The organism is Streptomyces sp. NPDC102462 (assembly GCF_044765425.1).
Lineage (GTDB): Bacteria > Actinomycetota > Actinomycetes > Streptomycetales > Streptomycetaceae > Streptomyces.
This window is the reverse complement of the sequence record NZ_JBIWKB010000034.1, coordinates 12,106-34,143: the sequence shown is the minus strand read 5'-3', so window position 1 is coordinate 34,143 and position 22,038 is coordinate 12,106. Positions and strand designations below refer to the sequence as shown.

The following is a 22,038-nucleotide window of genomic DNA, read 5'->3' as shown; positions in this document are numbered from 1 at the left end:
AAGCCCTCAGAACCGGCGCTCGAACCACCCGCCCCCAGCCCCCTCGACCCCCGTCCCGCACGACCCCATAAGCGGCCCCTCGAAGCCAACAGGCGTGCTCCGGGCGGGAGTTGGCTCCCGGGGACCGGAATGCTTGCGTACGCGCCCGCACCGGCCCTCCAGGCCCGCCCAGGCCGGCCCCCTCAGGCCGCTGCTGTGCCGAAGTCGCCCGGGCGGAGGGTGCGGCGGATTTTGCGGAGGGCTCGGCGGACGAAGGAGTTGGCGCTCGCCTCGCGGTAGCCCTCGAAGGCGCGGGCCTCGCGGTCCTCGGCGAGGTAGAGGCTGTCGGGGATGCCGGCCGCGCGGGAGCGGAAGTGCGGGTAGACGAGGTAGACGCGGGTGCGCCGCCGCTCCAGCACGGCGGCGGCCTGCCGTTTGGCCCGGACGAACTCCACGACGTCCACGAGGAGGTCCGGGCGGCCGGTCGCCACCAGGTGCAGCCGCAGGCGCTCGTGCACCTTGAGCCGCCGGGCGACCCCGGGCGTCCAGTGGGCGTCCGTCAGCGGCTTGGCCAACGCGAACTTGTCCCGTCTGACCTCCTCGCTGTCCTTCAGGTACCGGGGGCCGAACTGCGGCAGGAGCGTCACCAGGAAGGGCCGGACCATCAGGGCGTCGCGCCGGCTGCCGGCCGGGACCATCTCGGCGATCAGGTTCATCAGGGCGCGGGCGGAGTCGAAGCGGAGCGTGTAGCCGCCGGTCTTGGTGACGTGCTTGCCGTCCTCGCGGCCCACCAGGTAGTAGCAGGTGTAGTCGGCGAGCACGGAGACGCCGTCGGCCCGCAGATACGCCTCCATGGTGAACAGCGCGTCCTCGCCGGTCCACAGGGACTCGTCGAAGCGCATCCCGTGCCGGTCCAGTAGCGCCCGGCGGAACAGCTTCTGCGCGCTCAGCGTGAACTTGATGTTGGAGGAGAAGACGTCGGTACGGCCGAGCGTCTTGCCCCACATCGACTTGGGCGGGGTGCGGTTGATGCCCTCGACCCGGCCGAGGACCACATCGGTGCCGTGCTCGTCGGCCATGGCGACCATGCGTTCCAGGGCCTCGGGCCCGAGCCGGTCGTCGGCGTCGAGGAAGAACACATAGCGTCCGCCCGCCTTGCCGAGGCCGACGTTGCGCGGGCCGCTGGGGCCGCCGGAGTTCTCCTGCCGGATCACGGTGACCGGCATGGGCGCGCGGGCCGCGAACTCCTCCAGGTACTCCCCCGTCCCGTCGGTGGAGCCGTCATCGACCGCGATGACCTCGATGCGCCCCGGTTCGATGGTCTGTGCCTCGACGGACTTCAGGCACTCGACCAGGTACGGCATCGCTTCGTACGCCCCGATGATCACACTCACATCAGGCTGCGTCACGACGGTCACGTTTCCCCCTAGTCAATGGAACATTTCCCCCGTATTGCCTCAATCGCAACCTGTTAGACGGGAAGCGGGGCCTGCCGGTTGCCTTGCCGTACACGATCAGTGGCGCACGTCACACAGCGAAACGGACGGGCAGGGGGCGGTATTAGGTGACATCGGACAGTACGCACGGCCGGTAAGAATTGCTCAGGAGCGACGAGAACCGACGGTAAGAAGACGCGGCCAGACATCCCGAGGCGAGCAGAAGACAAATCCGAACACAGACGAATCCGAACACAGAACAGCCCGGTCTTCCGGAGAGTGCTCTCCGGAAGACCGGGCCACGGATTCGGTGGGGCGTCTAGCCCGCCGTCACCCCGTCCGTCTCGCCCGCGGACGACAGCCGCTGCCCTGGCAGCAGCTCCGCCAGCGCGCCCGCCTCCGCCGTGCCGGCCGCGGCCCGGTTCGCCTGGCCGAGGTTGCGGGTCTCGGCCTTGCGGGCGAGGCCGGCCACGGCGGCGTTGAACTGGTCGATGGACGTCGGCTCGTCGGGGCCGAGCAGATACCGCTTCAGCTCCGTGCGGTCGTCGGCCAGCGGGTCGGCCGCGGGGTCGCGTACGGCGGCCAGCAGGGCGTCCAACTCCTGGGCGCCGTTGGACAGGATCACCGCGGCGCGCACCGCCGTGTTCTGCCGTTTGAACTCCTCCACGCCCAGTTCGGCGCAGTCCGTGACCGCGTAGGGCTTGCCGCTCGCGATGAAGTCGGAGACCACGCTGGAGATGTCGGAGACCATCGCGTCGGAGACGTTGAAGCAGTCGTACAGGCGCGGCTCGGCGCCCGCGATGACCCGGTGCTCGTGCGCCGGGAAGGAGCGCCAGTAGGCGGCGTTCCACTCGGTGCGCAGCCGGGCGATCTCCTCGTGCCGGGTGACGTCGACGACGCCGTCCCGGGACGCCTCGGCCTCGTCGCCCTTCTCGCCGCCGGCGCCGGACAGCTCGGCGAGCCGGGCCTCGATGCGGGCCAGCTCGGCCCCGGCCTGTGCGTGTGCGGCCGGGTCGGCGGGGAACCGGGGGTCGGCGGCGCGCTGTGCGGCGGCCTTCTCGACCAGGGCGGTGATCCGCTCGTGGGCGGCCTTGGCCCGGCCGCTGCGGGTGCCGGTGAAGGGGTGCGGCTTGTAGAGGACGCGGACGGGCGGGTCGGACTGCACCAGCCGACGCACGATGTTCTCGCCGGCCAGCAGGATCGAGGTGTTGCCCGGGTTGTCGTCCCAGCCTTCCCAGGTGGGCGCGTACAGCACGGTCGGTATCCGGTCCTCGGGCACGCCCTGCCAGGTCCGGATGGGCGCCAGCTGCGGGCGTCCGACCTCGACGATGTCCTCGTCGCGGACGCCCACGTCGGCGATGGCGTACCGGTCGCGGCCCGCGCGGCCCGCGGTCCACACCTCGTCGTAGACCTTGCTGAACGGGTTGACGCTGGCCAGCTTGTCGCTGTCGCCGTGGCCGATGAAGACGTGCTTCATGGTCGGTACGCGCAGCAGGTGGATGTTCTTGCCGACGTTCGCCGCGTACAGCGCGACCCGCACCGTGGACAGGTCCATGTTCATCAGATGCACACCGCCGGGCACGCAGACGACGGGCACCGTGGTCGGGGCGAGGTTCTGCAGGATGACCCGCTCACGCAGGATGACCAGCGGCCGGGTGTCCAGCTGCTCCATGGTCTCCAGCCACATGTTGACCTGGTACGCGGAGTCCTTGGAGCCGGAGAAGTAGAGCACCGTCTCCGGCTTGTAGGCGGTCAGCCAGTCGTCGACGGCCGCCAGCACCTGGTCGGCGTTCGGCGGGATCTTGCGGCCGCGTACGTAGGGCATGAGCGCGACGACGTACAGCAGGGCGAGCAGCACCGTCAGACCGATGCCCGCGTAGCCGTAACCGGACCTGTCCAGCGCGGCGCCGACCAGGATGCCGGCGACCGCGAACAGGTCGAGGTGGAGCATCTTCTCGGCGGAGCGGTGCAGCAGGCGCTGCGGCGGGGCGTCCGGTATGCGGACGCGGGACTTCAGGTCGACGTTGCGGGTGGCGACCGGCATGCGGCGGCGGTTGCGGATCAGGGTGACCAGCGCACCGTGCGGGGCCTGCAGGGCGAAGAAGGTGATGAAGCAGGCGATCGCGCCGTAGTAGATCAGGTTGTCCGCGAGGGACATCCGGGCCAGCAGCAGGACCAGCAGCAGCTGCCGGATCAGGAAGCGGATCGACAGCCCGGCGCGTACCTTGCCGAGGCGGTTGATCAGGTAGCTGCCTTTGTGGTGCAGATAGTGGTCCGCGAGATAGGTCACTGCGGCCGCGGCCGCGAAGGCGTACACATTCGGGACGAGCGCGGCCACCATGAGGCAGGGGAAGCCCAGCATCATGAGGGCCGCCGCGGCCAGCTCGGCCGCGCTGCCCACCCGGGCGACGCGAATGGCGGTGGATATCACGGAGAACCTTTTTGCTGACAAAACGGCCGGAATGAGACCTTACGGACGGTCTGGGGGTCTTAAGGATTCAGGCCCCTGTGAATGCTCCGCTAACGCGCAGCCACAGGGGCCTGAATGACAGTTGCTTATTTGCTGCCGATTATGCCACGCCGTCCTGACGGTCGAGAACGCCGGCCAGTGCCTGCTCGAAGCCGGACGCCCTGCTGGCGCCGGCCGTCGGATCCTGCTGGCGGACGTCGATGACATGGCCGGTCAGCTCGGACAGCAGCACGTCGAGGGAGGTGCGGGCCACGGCCTCGGAGGAGAGCAGGGAGCCCGCGGGCTCCTGACCGAAGGCCCTGGTGCGCATCGGGGTGGCGGTGCGCTCGGGGTTGACGCAGTTGACGCGGATGCCGTCGCCGGCCCACTCGTCGGACAGCGCCTGGGTGAGGTTCACCATGGCGGCCTTGGTGGAGGAGTACAGGCTGTACTCGGCCCGGCCGCGGGTGTAGCTGCTGGAGGTGTACAGCAGCAACTGCCCCTTGGTCTCGGCCAGGTACTTGTACGCGGAGCGCGCGATCTGCACCGGCGCCAGGTAGTTGACCTTCAGCGCCTCCTCGATGGTGGCGTTGTCGGTCTCGGCGAGCTTGCCGATGCGCAGCACTCCCGCGGTGTTGACGACGTAGTCGATCCGGCCGGTCTCCGCGTACGCCCTGGACAGCGCGTCGTCGACCTCCTCGGGGTTCTCCACGTGGGTGCCGGTGGTGGAGCGGCCGAGGGCGTAGACCTGAGCGCCGTAGGACCCGGCGAATTCGGCGATGTCCTTGCCGATGCCGTACGAACCGCCGAAGATCACCACGGTCCGGCCGGCGAGCAGTTCCCGGTAGGTCTCCTCGCCCTTCTGCTCGGGCGCGGCGGTGGAGCCGAGTTGGAAGAGCTTGTCGGCGATGAACACGTCGACCGGCTGGGTCACCTTCATGTTGTACTCGTCGCCCGCCACGACGTGGATCGGCACGTCGGGCAGGTACTTGAGCACGACCGAGCAGTCGTCGGTGGCCTGGAAGTTGGGGTCGCCGGCGGCGACCTCGTAGGCGCGGCGGATCGTGGACAGCTTGAACGCCTGCGGGGTCTGACCGCGGCGCAGCCGGGAGCGGTCCGGGATCTCGGTGATGAACTCGCCGTCCTGGCCATGGGTGCGGGTGACGATGATGGTGTCCGCGGACGGGATGGCGACGTCGACGGCCTGGTAGCGGTCCAGGGCGGCGACGCAGTCGTCGATGACGCGCCGCGCCAGCAGGGGGCGTACGGCGTCGTGGAAGAGGACGTTGAGGTCTTCGCCCGGGGCCAGGTCCGCGCCGAGGGCGGTGATGGCCCGCTCGGTGGTCTCGTTGCGGGTGGAGCCGCCCTCGATGATCTCCTTTACCTTGGTGAACCCGGCCCTGGCGACGATCTTCTCCACGTCCGGCACATAGCCCGGCGCCATCAGCACGATGACGTCGTCGATCGAGTCGGCGTTCTCGAAGGTGGTCAGGGTGTGCTCGATGACTGCCTTGCCGGCGATCTTCAGCAGCTGCTTGGGGATCGACAGACCCACCCGCTGGCCGGTGCCACCGGCCAGGATCACTGCGGTGGTACGGGGCTTGGCTATGTGCTGGGACACAGGTGACCTACCTTGGCGCGTCAGGGAACCCGGAAATGGTCCCACTTCGGGTAACCGCAGTGCAAGGTGAGCGCCCTTCGTTGCATATGTGCGCGCAACCTGTCATTCACCTTCCATGCCTGGGGACAGGCGATGCCCTGCGGAAGGGTTCCCGGGAATTGCTGTGAGTAACTCCACAGGGCTTTTGTCTCGCGGAACGTGACGCCTCGTCGGCTCAGCGGCGCCGCAGCCGCTTGAGACAGCGGTGGCCGAGCACCCGCACCAGCTCCCTCGACGACGTCTGCTGCACGGTGCGCGCCGTGGCCCGCACGGGCGCCGCGGCGGCCGCGGCAAGCGCCCCGTACAGCGCCCGAGCTGCGACCTCGGGGGCGATCAGGGCCTTGTCCGACACCTCGCCGTACGGCTCAGGCACGGCCGACAGCAGCGCCGGGTCACCGAGGACGCGCACGCCCGAGGAGGCGATCCGCTCCGCCATCGCGGCGGCGATCCCGGCGACGGCCTCGACCGCCCAACGGGGCGTGACGATCTTCACGTCCCGCGGCGTGGTACTACACGTGTTCTTCATATGCATGACCGCGCCGTTACGAACCAGCCGGGAATACAGCTCATCCGGCAGATCATTGCCCCGGAATTCCACATTAAGATTCCGCAGCATTTCGGTCTCGGCACGGGTGAGTGAACGATTCGCCGTGTCCGGGACCGGCCGGAGGAGATTTCCGGGCAGTCCGAGCAGCGCCTCGAAGGTGCGCATCAGCCCGTCCCGGTCCCGGTCGTCGACCACCACGACGGTGATCCGGTCCGCACCCACCACCCGGGCCCAGCGCTCGACCAGCCGGTCGTGCCGGTGGCGATGCCAGAAGCTCGGGTTGGGCTTCTCGAAGGGCGGCCTGCGGAGCATGTGCTCCAACCAGTCCTCGTAGCCCATGCGCAGCCCGTTCTGCACGTACTGCTGCCACTGCGAGGGCATGATCTTGGCCAGCGGGCGCAGCGTGACCACCACGTGCACCCGCTCGCCGCCCAACTGCGCGACGATCCGCCCGATGGCCGTCTCGTCCGCGGCGTCGGCGAAGAACTCGCTGCTCACCACCGAGGTGCACGGGCCGGCGGCCTTCACCTGGTCCACCAGCCGGGTCCAGTGCCGTTCGGTGGGCACGGTGTCGCCCATCATCCCGGGCCGGGCGCAGGCGGCGAGGGCGGCCTCCATGGGGTGCCGGCTGTGCGCCGGGAACACGACGCCGTGCTCCGGCAGCGCGTCCCTCGCGGCGAACAGCGCCCCCTGGACGGCGGTGGTCCCGGTCTTGTGCGGGCCTATGTGCAGCAGGCGGGTGCCGGCGGGCAGCGGGGCGGGCGCGGCGGCGCCCCCGCCCCGCGGGGAGGCCCCGTTCGCCGGGATGCCGTCTCTCGTACAGTCCGTCTCCATGGTCAACGGATGGTAGGAGAGGTGCCTGAGACCTACCTGAGAACGCCCTGGGACTGTCATGAGCCGGCGGTGAGCCGGTGACGAGTCCTGGGGCGCTCCCGGGGACGCGCCGTCACTTCAGGCGCACGCCCGGCACGTCCGCCTCCACCCGCAGCGCGGCCGACGTGCTCGCGCTCGCCCGCGGCGCGACCACGGTGTTCACCGCCCGCACCCGCGCGTCGATGCCGTCGCGGCCGATGTCGAAGAGGTGGTAGCCGCGGTGGGCGTCGATCACCTTCCAGTGCGGGTTGTCCGCCTTCAGCGGGTCCCACTGGGCGTGGAAGGCCGCCTGGTCCTGGTCGCCGTTGCTGGAGACGGACGTGCCGACGAACTCGGCGCCGACGACGTCCGAGTCCGGATCGGCGAAGTCCGCCTTCAGATCGCTGATCATCGTCAGGTGCCGGTCGCCGCTGAGCACCACCGGATTGCGTACGGACCTGAACTCCCGGAGCAGGGCGTTGCGTTCGGCCTGGTAGCCGTCCCAGGCGTCGTAGTACCAGAGCTTGCCCTCGCCGGGGAGCAGATCGGTCTCGGCCATCATGATCTGCGAGGCGATCAGGTTCCAGCGGGCCGGGGAGCCGTGCAGTCCGTCGAGCAGCCACCGCTTCTGCCCGGCACCGAGCATCGTCAGCGACGGGTCCTGCGCGCCGGCCTGGGTGGTGGCCTGGTCGCTGCGGAACTGCCGGGTGTCCAGGACGTTGAGCCGGACCAGCCGGCCGAAGTCCAGCCGGCGGTGCATCCGGATGTGCGGGCCGTTCGGGACCGCGCTCGCACGCACCGGCATGTGCTCGTAGTACGCCTGGTACGCCGCGGTCAGCCGGGCCACGAACGCGTCGTGGGCCTGCTTGTCGGGGTCCTGCGGAACCTGTCCTGCGAAGTCGTTGTCGACCTCGTGGTCGTCGAAGGTGACCACCCAGGGCGCGTGCGCGTGCATCGCGGCCAGGTCCGGGTCGGTGCGGTACTGGGCGTAGCGGTTGCGGTACTCGGCCAGCGTGTACGGCTCCCCCGTGCCCTCGTGACGGCGCACCGCCGTCGCCGACGGCGCCGACTCGTAGATGTAGTCGCCGACGAAGAGCACGACGTCGGGGTCCTGGGCGAGCATGTCGGCGTACGGGGTGAAGTAGCCGTGCTGCCAGTTCTGGCAGGAGGCGAGCGCCACGCGCAGCGAGCCGCCGGTGCGGTGCGGGGCGGGCGCGGTGCGGGTGCGGCCGGTGGGCGAGAGCCGGCCGCCGGCCCGGAAGCGGTACCAGTAGGCGCGCTCGGGGCGCAGCCCCCGCACGTCCACGTGGACGCTGTGTCCGTACTCGGGCCGGGCCCGGGCCACGCCCCGGCGCACGGTCCGCCGGAACCGCTCGTCCTCGGCGATCTCCCACTGCACCGGGACGACGGCGTCGGGCATCCCGCCGCCGTTCAGCGGGTCGGGGGCGAGCCGGGTCCACAGCACGATGCCGTCGGGTGGGGGTCCCCCCACGCCGTCAAGGCAGTGGGGGAGGGTCGCCGGAGGCGACGCCGAGGCCGAACACCCCGTCGGGCAGCGCGGTCTCGGCCGCCCGGGCCGTGGTGGGCAGCCACAGCGGGGCGGAGGCGGCGGCGCCGAGCACGGCGGCACCGGCGGTCAGCAGACGGCGGCGGTCGGGCGATACAGCTGCGGTCATGCGCGGACTCCCTTGCCACAGTGGCCTCTTGGGCATGGACACTGGGAAGCTGCCACGGCCGGACGAACCGCCCCCTGAACACAGGCATGCGCGTGCATGACAAACAGTCGGACAGTGAAAGACCCGTCGCGGCCATACGGCCACGCGAACGTGGCGGTGCCGCAACGGGTCTGACGTCAGATCAGCGGTTCGGGCCGGTTCCCGGGCCGGCCGGCCCGGGGAACCGCGCGGCTCACTCGAAGGGGTCGAAGGTGTCGAACTCGTGGGTGGCCTCGTCGCGTTCGGCCTGCCGCTCGCGCCGCCGCTGGACGGCGGGCCGCTGCTCCTCCAGCCGGTGGTCCTCGCCGCGCCTGCCCAGCATCTCCGCGCCCGCCATCACCGAAGGCTCCCAGTCGAAGACGACCGCGTTCTCCTCGGGGCCGATCGCGACGCCGTCCCCGGCGCGCGCGCCCGCCTTCAGCAACTCCTCCTCCACACCGAGGCGGTTGAGCCGGTCGGCGAGGTAGCCGACGGCCTCGTCGTTGTTGAAGTCGGTCTGCCGCACCCAGCGTTCCGGCTTCTCGCCGCGCACCCGGAACAGGGCGTCGTCCTCGCGCGTCACGGTGAAGCCCGCCTCGTCGACCGCCTTCGGCCGGATGACGATCCGCGTCGCCTCCTCCTTCGGCCTCGCGGCCCGTGCCGCGGCCACCAGCTCACCGAGCGCGTACGACAGTTCCCGCAGGCCGATGTGCGCCACCGCGGACACCTCCAAGACGCGGAAGCCGCGCGCCTCCAGGTCCGGTCGCACCATCTCGGCCAGGTCCTTGCCGTCCGGCACGTCGACCTTGTTGAGGACGACGATCCGGGGCCGGTCGCCGAGCCCGCCGTACTGCTTCAGCTCCTCCTCGATGACGTCGAGGTCGGAGAGCGGGTCGCGGTCGGACTCCAGGGTCGCCGTGTCCAACACATGCACCAGCACGCTGCACCGCTCCACGTGCCGCAGGAACTCCAGGCCGAGCCCCTTGCCCTGGCTGGCGCCGGGGATCAGCCCCGGCACATCGGCGACGGTGTACACGGTCGCGCCCGCGGTCACCACGCCCAGGTTCGGCACGAGTGTGGTGAAGGGGTAGTCCGCGATCTTCGGCTTGGCCGCGCTCAGCACCGAGATCAGCGAGGACTTGCCCGCGCTCGGATAGCCGACGAGGGCCACGTCGGCGACCGTCTTCAGCTCCAGCACGATGTCCTGGAGGCCGCCCGGCTCGCCGAGCAGCGCGAATCCGGGCGCCTTGCGCCGGGCCGAGGCCAGCGCCGCGTTGCCGAGCCCGCCCCGGCCGCCCTGCGCGGCGATGTACGACGTGCCGTGCCCGACCAGGTCGGCGAGCACCCGGCCCGCCTTGTCCAGCACGACGGTGCCGTCCGGCACCGGCAGGACCAGGTCCTGGCCGTCCTTGCCGGAGCGGTTGCCGCCCTCGCCCGGCTTGCCGTTGGTGGCCTTGCGGTGCGGGGAGTGGTGGTAGTCGAGCAGCGTGGTGACCGACTGGTCGACGGTCAGGATCACATCGCCGCCGCGTCCGCCGTTGCCGCCGTCCGGGCCGCCCAGCGGCTTGAACTTCTCGCGGTGTACGGAGGCACAGCCGTGACCTCCGTTACCCGCGGCGACATGCAGTTCGACGCGGTCCACGAAGGTGGTCATGGTGGGTGCCTCCTGGGGATGCCCCGGCCGACGGCCGGGGATGCGAATGACGTGCTGGGTAACACGCGAAAGGCGGACCCGCCTTCCCGCCCGGGAAGTGAGGTCCGCCTCGCGAAACGTACGGTCGGGCGCCTGGGTCAGGCGACCGGGACGATGTTCACGACCTTGCGGCCGCGGTGGCTACCGAACTCCACCGCACCGGCCTGCAGCGCGAACAGCGTGTCGTCGCCGCCACGGCCGACGCCCGCGCCCGGGTGGAAGTGGGTGCCGCGCTGGCGGACGAGGATCTCACCCGCGTTCACGACCTGACCGCCGAAGCGCTTCACGCCGAGCCGCTGGGCGTTGGAGTCGCGACCGTTCCGGGTGGACGATGCGCCCTTCTTGTGTGCCATGTCTCCTCAGTCCTTACTTCGCAGCCGCGGGGATCGCGGTGACCTTGATCGCCGTGTACTGCTGGCGGTGGCCCTGGCGACGGCGGTAGCCGGTCTTGTTCTTGTAGCGCAGAATGTCGATCTTCTGGCCCTTGTGGTGGTCCACGACCTCGGCCTGGACCTTGATGCCGGCCAGCACCCACGGGTCGCTGGTCACAGCGTCGCCGTCGACAACGAGCAGGGTCGAGAGCTCGACCGTGTCGCCAACCTCGGCAGTGGAAATCTTGTCAACCTCGACGATGTCACCGACAGCAACCTTGTGCTGGCGGCCACCGCTGCGCACGATGGCGTACACGCGGATCTCTCTCTCGCTCGGAAACGGCACCCCCGAAGGCCAGCCGCCCGGAACAGCACGGACGACCTCTCCCGGCCAACCCTGTGCCCGGGAGGAAGAGGTTTACGGGGATGTGGCGCGCCTCTATGGACGGACACACCGACGGCCAAGGTTACGGGGAGCTGACCGGGAGGGTCAAACCGGGCCCCGTCCGAGCGGGGTGGGGGGGGGGGCCCGGGGCCCCCCCCCCCCCCCCCCCCGGGGGCCCCCCCCCCCCCCGCGGGGGGCGGCCGGGGGGGGGGGGGGCGCCGGCGGGGGGGGGGGGGGGCGCCGGCGGGGCCCCCCCCCCCCCCCCGGCCGGGGCGGGGGGGGGCGGGGGGGGCGCCCCCCCCCCCCCCGGCGCGGGGGGGGGGGGGCCCCCCCCCCCCCCCCCCCCCCCCCCCCGCACCGGGGGCGCACCCCGCGTCGGACGCGGTCAGCTCTCGTCGGCGGCGGCCGAGACCGCGGTCTTCTTCGCCGTCGACTTGGCGGCGGCCGTCTTGGCGGTCTTCGCCGCCTTCTTGGCCGTCGTCTTCTTCGCTGCCGTCTTCTTGGCCGCGGTCTTCTTGGTGGCGGCCTTCTTCGCCGTGGCCTTCTTGGCGGTCTTGCGGGCCGCCTTCTTGGCGGGAGCCGCTTCCTCGGCCGATTCTGCCGAGCCGGCCGACTCAGCCGACTCGACCGGTTCCGTCGGCTCGCCCTCGGCCGGGGCCGCCTCCTCCGCCGCGGTCGACGGGACCACCACCACGGCGGCCTCCTCCGCGGCGGTCGGCGCGGTGGCCTTGCGCACGGCGCGGCGCCGCGGACGGGCCGGGGCGGCCGCCTCAGCGGGCTCCTCCGCGTCCGGTGCGGCGAGCGCCGCCTGTTCGGCCGCCGGCTCCTCGGCCGCGGGCGCGGCCTCGGTGACCGTCACCACGGCCGCCTCGGCGCCCGCGGGGGAACCGGCCGGTGCCGACACCTTCCGGGTCGCGCGGCGCCGCGTACGGCCGGTCGGCGCGGCCTCCTCGGCGGCGGGGGGCGCGGCGACGGCCGGGTCCTCGACCGCCACCGGCTCGGCCTGCGCCTCGGCGGCGGGCACCGGCTGCACCGGCCGCGTGGCCTCCGCCTCGGCCGCGGGAGCCGTCGCCTCCGGCCGTACGGACTCGCCCCTGGGCGCGCTCGCCGGAGCCGAGGCCCGGCGGCTCGCCCGGCGCCGGGTGCGCCCGCGGCCGGACGCCGCGGCCTCCGCCTCGGCGACGCTGCTGTACAGCTCCTCGTCGGGCGCGAAGTCCGGCGCGGGGAGCGCGACCGGCACGGCGGCCTCCGCCGCGACCTCGGCCTCGGTCTCCGCCTCCTGCTCGGCGGTCACGGTCGTCTCCACGACCGCGGCCTCGGCCTCCTGCACCTGTCCGTCGCCGCCGCGCCCGCGCTTCTTGCGCTTGCCGCCGCCGCCCACGGACACCGGCTGCTCCATGTGCACGATGACGCCGCGGCCGTTGCAGTGGACGCAGGTCTCCGAGAAGGACTCCAGCAGGCCCTGGCCGACCCGCTTGCGGGTCATCTGCACCAGGCCCAGCGAGGTCACCTCCGCCACCTGGTGCTTCGTGCGGTCCCGGCCCAGGCACTCCAGCAGGCGCCGCAGCACCAGGTCCCGGTTGGACTCCAGCACCATGTCGATGAAGTCGATGACGATGATGCCGCCGAGGTCGCGCAGCCGCAGCTGGCGCACGATCTCCTCCGCCGCCTCCAGGTTGTTCCTGGTGACGGTCTCCTCCAGGTTGCCGCCCTGACCGGTGAACTTGCCGGTGTTGACGTCGATGACGACCATCGCCTCGGTCCGGTCGATGACCAGCGAACCGCCGCTGGGCAGCCAGACCTTGCGGTCCAGCGCCTTGGCCAGTTGCTCGTCGATCCGGTACGTGGCGAAGACGTCGACCTCGCTGGTCCACTTCTGCAGCCGGTCGGCGAGGTCAGGCGCGACGTGCGCGACGTACCCGTGGACGGTCTCCCAGGCGTCGTCACCGCTGACGATGACCTTGGAGAAGTCCTCGTTGAAGATGTCGCGCACGACCCGGACGGTCATGTCCGGCTCGCCGTACAGCAGCGAAGGCGCACTGGAGCCGCCGCTCTTCGCCTTCTTGCGGATGTCCTCCCACTGCGCCTGCAGCCGCTCGACGTCCCGGCGCAGCTCCTCCTCGCTCGCTCCCTCGGCGGCGGTGCGCACGATGACACCCGCGTCCTCGGGGACGATCTTCTTGAGGATGGTCTTCAGCCGCGCCCGCTCGGTGTCGGGCAGCTTGCGGCTGATGCCGGTCATGGAGCCCTCGGGCACGTACACGAGGTAGCGGCCGGGCAGCGAGACCTGGCTGGTCAGACGCGCGCCCTTGTGTCCGATGGGGTCCTTGGTGACCTGGACGAGCACGGACTGGCCGGACTTCAGCGCGGACTCGATGCGGCGTGGGCCGTTCGCGAGCCCGAGCGCCTCGAAGTTGACCTCGCCGGCGTAGAGCACGGCGTTGCGGCCCTTGCCGATGTCGATGAAGGCGGCCTCCATCGACGGCAGCACGTTCTGCACCTTGCCGAGGTAGACGTTGCCGACGTACGAGGTCGACTGCTCCTTGTTGACGTAGTGCTCGACGAGCACGCCGTCCTCCAGGACGCCGATCTGCGTGCGGTCGCCGTTCTGCCGGACGACCATCACCCGCTCGACGGCCTCGCGGCGGGCCAGGAACTCGGCCTCGGTGATGATCGGGACGCGGCGACGGCCCTGCTCGCGGCCCTCGCGGCGACGCTGCTTCTTGGCTTCGAGCCGCGTGGAGCCCTTGATGGACTGCACCTCGTCGGACGGCTCGGAGGGCTTGCGGGGCTCACGGACCTTGACGACCGTGCGCTCCGGGTCGCCCTCGTCGGGCTCCGCGTCGACGGAGGCGTCACCGGCACGGCGGCGCCGCCGACGACGGCGCCGGCTGCTGGAGCTGGAGCCGGTGCTCTCGTCGGCGCGGGCGTCCTCGGCGTCCTCTTCCTCCTGCTCGGCCGTGTCCTCGGCGTCCTGCGCGGCCTGGTCGGCGGCGAGTTCGTCGGACTCGGCGTCCACGCCCTCGCCGGCCTCGCCGTCACCGGAGTCACCGCGACGCCGGCGCCGGCCGCCGCGGCGGCGGCGGCGGCGCGAGCCGGTCTCCTCCGCCTCGTCGCCGTCGGCGTCCTCGGCCGAGTCCTCCGGCTCCTCCGGCTCCTCGGCGCTGTCCTCGGCGTGGGTCTCGACGGCGGGTGCCTCGTCGCCGTAGCCGGTGGCCCGGCGGCGACGGCGGCGCCGCGTGCCGGTCTCGGCCTGCTCCTCGGCGACCTCCTCGGGCTCCTCCGCCTCGGCGGCCTCCGCGGCGGCTTCGGCGGCGGCCCGCTCCGGGGTCTGGAACTTCGGTTCGGTGAACACCGGCGCCTGGAACACGGCGACGGCTGGTCGCGCGGGCCGGCGCGACGCCTCGGCCCCGGCGTCCGCGGCGGACTCCGGGTCGGGCTCCTGGGCGGAGGGCTGAGCGGGCTGCCGCGCGGGCTCGGAGAACCCGGAGGCGGCCTGCCGCACAACACGACGACGGGTCCGACGCGGAGCGTGCTCCTCGGCGGACTCGGCGGGCTCGGCGGGCTTGGTCTCGACCGCGACGGACCGCGCGGCCTCGGCGGCACGGGTCTCGGCGACGGCACCGGTCTCGACGGCGGGACCGCCCTCGACGGCCGGTGCGGCCTCGGCGGCGGGACCCGTCTCGGCGGCGGGCGCACCGGCGGGCGCGGACACCCGGCGCGCGGCCCGACGGCGGACGCGCCGCGCCCCGGTCTCCTCGGCCCCGGCGGGCACCTCGACGGCGACGGGGGTCTCGGCGGTGACCGGAACCTCGACGGGTTCCGCGCCGGGCGCGGTGCTCTCCACAGCCTCGTCGGCCTCGGTGGGCGCGCCACTCTCCACGGTCTCGGCCGCCTCGGCGGCCGGAGCACCGGAGGGCGCGGACACGCGGCGTGTGGCCCGGCGACGCGTACGAGCGGCGGGCGCGGGCTCCTCGGCGGCGACCGATGTGTCGGCGGCCGGCACCTCGACGGCGGGCACCTCCGCGGGGGCACCGGCCCCGGCGGGCGCGGCACTCTCCGCGGTCTCGGCCGCCTCGGCGGCCGGAGCACCGGAGGGCGCGGACACGCGGCGCGTGGCCCGGCGACGCGTACGAGCGGCGGGCGCGGGCTCCTCGGCGACGGGACCCGTCTCGGCGGCAGGCGCCACGGTGGTCTCGGCGGTCACCGGTACGACGGTCTCGGCGGCGTCCTCCACGGCGGCCGGGGTGCCGGCAGGGGCGGACGCGCGCCGCGCGGCACGGCGACGCGGGCGGGCGGCGGGCGCGGGCTCCTCGACGGCGACCGGCGTCTCGGCGGCGGGCGCCTCGGCGGTCACGGTCTCGGTCTGCTCCTCGGCCACCGGCCCCGCGGCCGGTACGACGGTCTCCGCGCCGGTGGGTGATCCGGCGGGCGCGGAGGCGCGGCGGGCCGCACGACGACGCGTACGAGCGGGGGGCGCGGGCTCCTCGGCGACGGGCGCTTCGGCGATCGCGGACTCGCGCGCCGCCGCCTCTGCCGTCGCCTCTTCAGCCCCGTTGATTTCCTTGACCTCTTGGATCTCTTCAGCCTCTTCGGTCTCTGCGGTCTTCACTGGCTCGTCGGTCACAACGGTCACAGGCGCCTCGGCGCCCGCCGTCGTCTCGACGCTCACCTCGGCGACCGGGGTCTCCGCGGTCACCTCGGCGTTGGCCTCGGCACCGGCAGGCGGGCCCGCCGGGCGGGAGGCGGCACGGCGACGCCTGCGCGGCGGCAGGGTGTCGCTAGGAGTGTTGGGTTCGGAACCCTCGACGGGTTCGATCGGTTCGAGCATGCGGGCGTTTCTCCCGTCAGGCTCCCGGGCGCCGCGCCTGGTCCGGCGTCGATCCGCTGGATCGACCGCCGCTGACGTCCGCGGCCCGCTCGATGCGCGATGACCGCCGCCGGGGCGCGGGCGCCGCACGGGAGCTCTCTGTGTCCTGTCTCGCCGGTTCCGTACGCCGTGTTGCCTACGGCCTGGCGAAAGTCTTCTGGTCGGTGCGCTGCCCGACCCAGGTGGCTCCCGAGTACGAGGGCGGCGCTTCGACGCCCGTCCCTACGCGGGACCTTCCGGCGCCGGCGCCGTCGCGGCGGCAGTGGCGGCGGCCGGTTGCGGCTCGGTCGCTGCTGCCTCGCGGTCGGGCGCGAGCGGGTCGGTCACCGTGCCGGTCTCTTCATCGAACGGCCCCTGCGCCAGCCTGGTCACCGCTGCGGGGACCGGCGGCGCCAGGTCGGCCACGGCGCGGAGACCGGACAGGACGTCGTCGGGTCGTACGGCAGGCGTCACGTGCCGAACAACCAGCCGCAGTATCGCACAGGGCTGGCCGGTCGGCCTATCAGGCTGCGAACTGTACGTTTCCGCGCTCGCCAGGCACTCGAGACCGACGACGGCGGCGCGGGCGTCGAACGTCCGCACGCCGTTCTTGGTCATGCGCTGCACCTCGACGGTGCCGGCCTCGGTGAACGCCTTCACCGCGCGTGCCGCCTCGGCCGGTTCGACGCCGTCCAGCCGCAGCTCCCACACGGAGGCGGTCAGCCGGTCGGCGAGCCCCGCCGTGCGGGCCTCGACCGCGTCGACGACGTCGAGCCCGGCGGGCAGCGACTCGTCGAGCAGAACACGCAGCGTGCCCGGGTCGCGGGCGTCGGCGAGCGCGATCTCCAGGTACTCCGCCTCACTGCCCGTGCCGGTGGGTGCGGCATTGGCGTACGACACCTTCGGATGCGGCGTGAACCCCGCCGAGTACGCCATCGGCACCTCGGCACGGCGCAGCGCACGCTCGAAGGCGCGCTGGAAGTCACGGTGGCTGGTGAACCGGAGGCGGCCGCGCTTGGTGTAGCGCAGTCGGATGCGCTGCACCGCCGGTGCGGGCGGCGGGCCTTCGGGCTGTCGCTTGCCCAGTGTCGTTCAGTCCTTAGTGAGTGCGGTCGTACTGCTACCAAGAGTACGTGTCTCACGGCCGTCGAGTTCCCGGCGCTCGACCGGCTCCGGCCGCCGCGGCTCGCCGAACAGCGCCCTGCGGACGTCGGCGCGCACCTGCCGTGCCGTCTCGCGTGCGGCGGCCAGCGCCTGCCGGGTGGTCCGTCCCACGGCGCGCGCGGCCTCGGCGGCGGGCCGCAGCACCGCGTCCCTGATGACGTGCCCGACGGGAGTGAGAACCGTCCGGTACGCCCAGCGCACCGGCTCCACCAGGAGCCACCGGAAGAGGGTCGCGAGGAAGCGTCCGACGGCGCGGGAGACGTACCCGGCGACCCGCCAGGCGTGACCGAGCGCCGTACCGATCTCCCGGGCGACGACGGCGAGGACCCGGCCGGCGGGCACGAGCACCCAGCGCCACAGCGCGAGGGCGGGCAACACGAACAGGATGCGGGCCGTCCAGTACAGGACGGCTCCGATCCCGGTGACGAGCGCACCGACGCACCAGGCCAGGGCCCGTCCGACGGGCGCGAGGAGGTGGACGTACAGGAATTGCGCGGGCACGACGAGCAGATGGCGCAGCAGCCAGGCGACGACGGCGAACACCCCGGTGCCCAGGGCGGCGAGCAGCGTCCCCGCGCCCCTCAGGAAGCGGCCGACGCCGCGGCCGGCCGGGGCGAGCACGCGCGCGTACAGCCACGCCAGCCCGGCGCCGGCCGCCCGCGCCAGCCCGGCGAGTGCGTGTCCGACGGGCGTCAGCGCATACCGGTACAGCCAGTCCAGCGGTACCACGACAAGGACGTGTCCGAGCAGGCCGAGCGCCTTGCCCGCGGGCACGACGACGTATCGCCACAGCGCGACCAGGGGCCAAACGAGAACGGTACGGCCGAGCCACAGCAGGGCCCGCCCGAGCGGCCGCAGCACGGAGTCGGTGAGCAGCCGCCCGGCCGCGACCAGGGCGTCCCATGCGAGCCGTACCGGCACCACCAGCACGAGCACCACGATCCGCACGGGCATCCGGATCGCGACAACGAGACACCCCTCCGGGGGCCGCGGCTCGGACGGCGGTGGGGGCGGGCGCTTTTCGAGATCCATACCGGTCTCCATGCCGGTATAGACGCACCGAACGCCCGTACGGATGCAGCGGGCCCGGCGGGCCTGACGCGTCCGCCGCCGATCAGGGCCGCACGTCCAGGAGTCGTGCCGTCAGTTCTTGGAGTTGCGCTGCGCGTGCGCGCCGTGCCGGGGACGGAACCGGGGGGAGACCTGGCCGACCAGCTCCCAGAAGCAGACCAGGGCGGTGATCGGCGGAATTCCGAGCATCACGTACGACAGCAGCGAGCGCGAGGAGTGGCTGACGCACAGCGCCACCGCCATGGCCGAGGCCGCCAGGATGACCCCCCAGGACCGTCGTGCGCTGCGGCGCTGCACCGTCGCCCGCAGGATGGACAGGGCCGCCACGAACCAGGGCCCGTACACCGTGAGCGGCCACCACTGCGCGAGGTCCGAGGGCAGCACGGAGAAGGCGATGGTGCGCAGTTGCCCGTAGGAGTAGGAGACGGACCAGCCCAGCATGGACGCGGCGCACAGGGTGATCGCCACGATCAGGACCGTCACATGGGTGACCCGGTGGCCGCCGTCCAGGAAGTGGGACTCCGTGCGCAGTCGCCGTCGGCCGCTTCTGCGGGGCGGGCGCCGGGTCACTCGGGGCGCGGTGCCCGTCGCGGCCGCGGTGGACAGCATCCGGGCCAGTTCGTCGTCCAGGTCCCAGGCGTGGGTGGCCTCGGGCGCCGGCGGATGCCAGCTCTGCTGCGCCGACAGGGACACCGTGTCGTACGCGGGCTGGGTGAGTGTGTCTGGGTCGGTTCTCAGGGCGTAGTGACGGTTGTAGAGACCGGCCTCGTCGTAATTCCCGTCCATCCGATAATTCCTCCGCGCTCCCGCTCAGCACGTTCCGTCGAGAGCGCGCAGATATTCGCTCTCCATTTTTCTGATCTTGTCCAGGAAATCATCGAGCAGGTCCGAGCAGTGGTTGGGTCCAGACCCCCCGCCGACCGACCCGCATTCGTCACCGACCGACGGGTGGTTCATGGCTCCGCATCCCTCTTTCCAGATCACGGTCACTTAACGAGCACACCCGTGGGCCAGGTGTCGGACATTCGGGGGATTGAATCGCCCTCAAGGGGTATCCGGGTGCCTGATGACAAGATTTAATGCGCGAAAGTATGACCGCGCGGCCAGGGGTGTGGCCGCGCGTGTCGGCTTGCGCCGGCGCAGGTCCGCCGGTCAGCAGCGGGCCGCTCCCGCCGGTGTGGGCCGATGTCTGCACGACCTCGACGACCAGCGCGCCGGCGGCACGCACGGCGTCGCGCGGGTCGTCGATGAACTCCGTCTCCGCATGCGCACCGGGTGCATCGGGTGTGCGGCGGGGCGGCGCGCCCGGCGGCCGACGCGTCCGGCAGACACGTCGGGTGGCGGGTGCGTTGTGGCTCTGCGCGCAGTTCCCCGCGCCCCTGCAGGGCGCAGATCTGCCGCGGGCTTCCGCCACCGCGGCGGAGCCGCCCATCGATACAGGCCCGCGCCGCTTAGGGCGCTGTGGGCGCCGTGACGGACGTCGCCGGACCTGCTCAGCGGGCGGGCTGGGCCCTGCCGCCCTCGGAGAGCAACTCGTCGAAGAGCGCCCGGTAATGGACCATGGCGCCACGCAGTTGCTCGGTGGTGGCCTGCTGGCGGGTGCTGAGCGCCTCGATCTGGTGGGCCGACCGGTAGTGGTCGAGGGTGTTGCCGTGCTCCACCGAGAGGTCCTTCATCTGCTGTTCGTACCCCTCGGTCGGGTAGCCGCGGTCGTGCATGAGGGAGGTCACCAGCCGGTCCGCGTCGTGCACCGCGTCCCGCGGCCGGTCCACGAACTCCTCCTGGACTCCGCGCCATTCACCCACATACCGCTCGCGGGCGGCGGCGGGCAGCGGCTTGATCTCCAGGGCGTCGTGCCGCTTCTCCCGCTCCCTGAGTTCACGCTCACCGGCCAGCCGGCCCCCCGAGCCCTCGACCGTCCGCTCGTACTCGGGGCCGAAACGGTCACGGAGACGACGTCGCCTCATCAAGAGCGAGGCCGTCACAGCGGCCAGCACGACGACCACCACCGCCAGGACGACGATCGCCGCAAGCGCGCCTGTTGACATCGGACGCACCCCCTTCGGGGCGTCTCTGCGGAATCGGACAACCACCGGTTCCCCCGTTTCGTCCGATTCAACCGTCCCGTCGGGGCGCCCGGGATCCCGCGCCGGGCGCCAGGCCCTGGTGATCAGTCCCGGTGATTCGGTCCCGCCGAGGCCGGCCGCCGTACGCCGGAGCCGAGCGGTCGTCTGCGGCGCCGTCGTGGCTGGGCGCGCCCGCGCGGCGGAGCCGCATATCGATACAGCCCCGCGCCCCTTCGGGGGCGCTGTCCTTACCTTGGACTCAAAGCTGCGGCCGACTCAGAGCTTGCCGCCGATTTCGCAGGCTCGGCACGGCGGGCGGCCGCAGATGCACTGCGTGAGGGCTTCGACGACCCCGCGGTCGTGGTAGAGGCACTCGTCCTGGCAGGTGTGGCGCGGAATGAACCCCGCCTCGATCTCGCCGGGCCACGGCTCATGGCCGTCCCGGCAGCGGGCGAACCGCTCCGGATCGGTGGAGTGCAGGTCACGCATGCGCGACCGCGCCTCGTCCTCCAGCAGCCGCACCCGCTCCACCAGGTTCTTCAGTTCGGCGGCGAGGCTGGAGTAGTTGTCGGCGCCGGTCCGCACATGGGCCGCCCGCAGCGCCATCGCCGCGTTGCCCAGGAACCGGCCGGCGTCTTGAAGGTCGGTCACGTGATGCATCTGAATGCCGTTCACGCCTCGTACCCATACGGCGTCCATGCTGCTCACTGATCCACCTTCCCGATGTGCACCCCGTTTAGCGCGAGACACTGGTGTGCGGTGCAGGCTGCCTCCGCACAGAGAAAAACGAACTTAATTAACGAAGCTAAAGGCTTGGGCCGCTCACGTCCAGCAGATTCCTGGTGAATCGGCTCACAGCGGGCATTGCGTTTACCACGGCACCGGATTTCTTGATCTTCCCGGCCCGGGATTCGATCTTCCGGCTATCGGAATACGGCCTCGGCGAGGGCCAGGCCGAGGTAGACCGACCCGAGTCCCGCGAGGATCGAGACGATCACATTGGCCGCCGCGAGAAACCGCGAGCCGGCCTCGGCCAGCCGCAGCGTCTCGTACGAGAACGTGGAGTACGTGGTCAGGGCGCCGCACAGCCCGGTGCCGAGAAGGAGCCGCACCTCCTGCGGTACGGCGGCGACCAGGGCCGCCCCGGTCAGCGCGCCCAGGATCGCCGACCCGGCAGCGTTGGCGGCGAAGGTGCCCCACGGGAAGGCGGTGTCGTGGCGGGCCTCGACGGCCCGGTCGATCAGATACCGCAAGGGGGCGCCGACGGCGCCGCCGAGCGCGACGAGCAGAAACCTCATCGACGCGGTCACCTCCTCGCCAGGGCGAACCGGCGGGCGGCGACCGCACCGACCCGCACGGCCACGAGCGCCAGCACCACGGTCGCGACCAGGTATCCCATGGCGAGGCCGACCCGGTCCTCGCGCACCAGGCGCTCGATGTCGGCGCAGTACGTGGAGAAGGTCGTGAAGCCGCCGAGAACCCCGGTGCCGAAGAACGGCCGCAGCAACGGGTGCGCGGACCACCCCTCGGTGATCGCCACCAGGAACACACCGATGACGAGACATCCGACGGCGTTCACACCCAGCGTCGTCCAGGGGAAACCGGCCGCGCCGGTCGGCCACAGCAGCGCCGCCGCGTACCGGGCGCAGGCGCCGATCGACCCGCCCACGGCGATCACGGTCAGCACCTGGGCGTGTCCGTGGGGGGCATTGCGGCGCTCACGAGCGTCTACCACTGCGGACCCTTCCGGCGGCCGATCGGGCACGGCGCGCACGTTCTGGCCTACTGCCACTCGGCCCGTGAATCGTACGGCACCGGCCGA

At 72.2% G+C, this 22,038-nt stretch carries 15 protein-coding genes and 1 pseudogene; all 16 read right to left on the bottom strand.

The features are described from left to right. Positions 1–182: 182 nt before the first annotated feature. Entirely contained in the window at positions 183–1,343 is a 1,161-nt protein-coding gene (locus ACIRFL_RS26685; RefSeq protein ID WP_404033356.1) for a glycosyltransferase family 2 protein, read from the bottom strand. 391 nt (positions 1,344–1,734) lie between these two features. Beyond that, positions 1,735–3,846 carry a hypothetical protein gene (locus ACIRFL_RS26680; RefSeq protein ID WP_404033200.1) on the bottom strand — a complete coding sequence of 704 codons (2,112 nt, stop codon included), beginning with the start codon at positions 3,844–3,846 and terminating at the stop codon, positions 1,735–1,737. 139 nt (positions 3,847–3,985) lie between these two features. Further along, positions 3,986–5,485, bottom strand: a complete 1,500-nt coding sequence (locus tag ACIRFL_RS26675; protein WP_404033197.1) for an SDR family NAD(P)-dependent oxidoreductase — start codon at positions 5,483–5,485, stop codon at positions 3,986–3,988. A 214-nt stretch (positions 5,486–5,699) separates the two neighbouring features. After that, positions 5,700–6,905 (bottom strand): hypothetical protein, encoded by a 1,206-nt coding sequence (locus tag ACIRFL_RS26670; RefSeq protein WP_404033195.1) that lies wholly within the window; start codon positions 6,903–6,905, stop codon positions 5,700–5,702. Positions 6,906–7,017: 112 nt separating this feature from the next. Beyond that, a pseudogene (locus ACIRFL_RS26665) lies at positions 7,018–8,599 on the bottom strand (alkaline phosphatase D family protein). 232 nt (positions 8,600–8,831) lie between these two features. Then, complete coding sequence (gene obgE, locus ACIRFL_RS26660; RefSeq protein WP_404033192.1) at positions 8,832–10,271, bottom strand: GTPase ObgE; 1,440 nt, start codon at positions 10,269–10,271, stop codon at positions 8,832–8,834. 137 nt (positions 10,272–10,408) lie between these two features. Then, the gene (gene rpmA, locus ACIRFL_RS26655) at positions 10,409–10,663 is read right to left on the bottom strand and encodes a 50S ribosomal protein L27 (RefSeq protein WP_061922958.1); all 255 of its coding nucleotides are present in this window, start codon (positions 10,661–10,663) and stop codon (positions 10,409–10,411) included. A 13-nt stretch (positions 10,664–10,676) separates the two neighbouring features. Next, positions 10,677–10,997: a 50S ribosomal protein L21 gene (gene rplU, locus ACIRFL_RS26650; RefSeq protein WP_404033190.1), complete on the bottom strand. Its 321-nt coding sequence runs from the start codon at positions 10,995–10,997 to the stop codon at positions 10,677–10,679. A gap of 454 nt (positions 10,998–11,451) precedes the next feature. After that, a complete protein-coding gene (locus tag ACIRFL_RS26645; RefSeq protein ID WP_404033187.1) occupies positions 11,452–15,897 on the bottom strand; it encodes an Rne/Rng family ribonuclease in 4,446 nt (1,481 codons plus the stop codon). 261 nt (positions 15,898–16,158) lie between these two features. Next, positions 16,159–16,959, bottom strand: coding sequence for a TIGR03936 family radical SAM-associated protein (locus ACIRFL_RS26640; protein ID WP_404033184.1), 801 nt, complete (start codon positions 16,957–16,959; stop codon positions 16,159–16,161). A 48-nt stretch (positions 16,960–17,007) separates the two neighbouring features. Further along, a complete protein-coding gene (locus ACIRFL_RS26635; RefSeq protein ID WP_404033182.1) occupies positions 17,008–18,111 on the bottom strand; it encodes a hypothetical protein in 1,104 nt (367 codons plus the stop codon). Between the two features lie 111 nt (positions 18,112–18,222). Continuing rightward, the gene (locus ACIRFL_RS26630; protein ID WP_404033180.1) at positions 18,223–18,936 is read right to left on the bottom strand and encodes a DUF2637 domain-containing protein; all 714 of its coding nucleotides are present in this window, start codon (positions 18,934–18,936) and stop codon (positions 18,223–18,225) included. A 707-nt stretch (positions 18,937–19,643) separates the two neighbouring features. Further along, complete coding sequence (locus ACIRFL_RS26625) at positions 19,644–20,198, bottom strand: hypothetical protein (protein ID WP_404033177.1); 555 nt, start codon at positions 20,196–20,198, stop codon at positions 19,644–19,646. A gap of 294 nt (positions 20,199–20,492) precedes the next feature. Beyond that, entirely contained in the window at positions 20,493–20,915 is a 423-nt protein-coding gene (locus tag ACIRFL_RS26620; RefSeq protein ID WP_404033354.1) for a hypothetical protein, read from the bottom strand. Between the two features lie 224 nt (positions 20,916–21,139). Beyond that, a complete protein-coding gene (gene crcB, locus ACIRFL_RS26615) occupies positions 21,140–21,514 on the bottom strand; it encodes a fluoride efflux transporter CrcB (RefSeq protein WP_404033174.1) in 375 nt (124 codons plus the stop codon). Between the two features lie 8 nt (positions 21,515–21,522). Continuing rightward, positions 21,523–21,951 carry a fluoride efflux transporter CrcB gene (gene crcB, locus ACIRFL_RS26610; RefSeq protein ID WP_404033172.1) on the bottom strand — a complete coding sequence of 143 codons (429 nt, stop codon included), beginning with the start codon at positions 21,949–21,951 and terminating at the stop codon, positions 21,523–21,525. Positions 21,952–22,038: the final 87 nt, after the last annotated feature.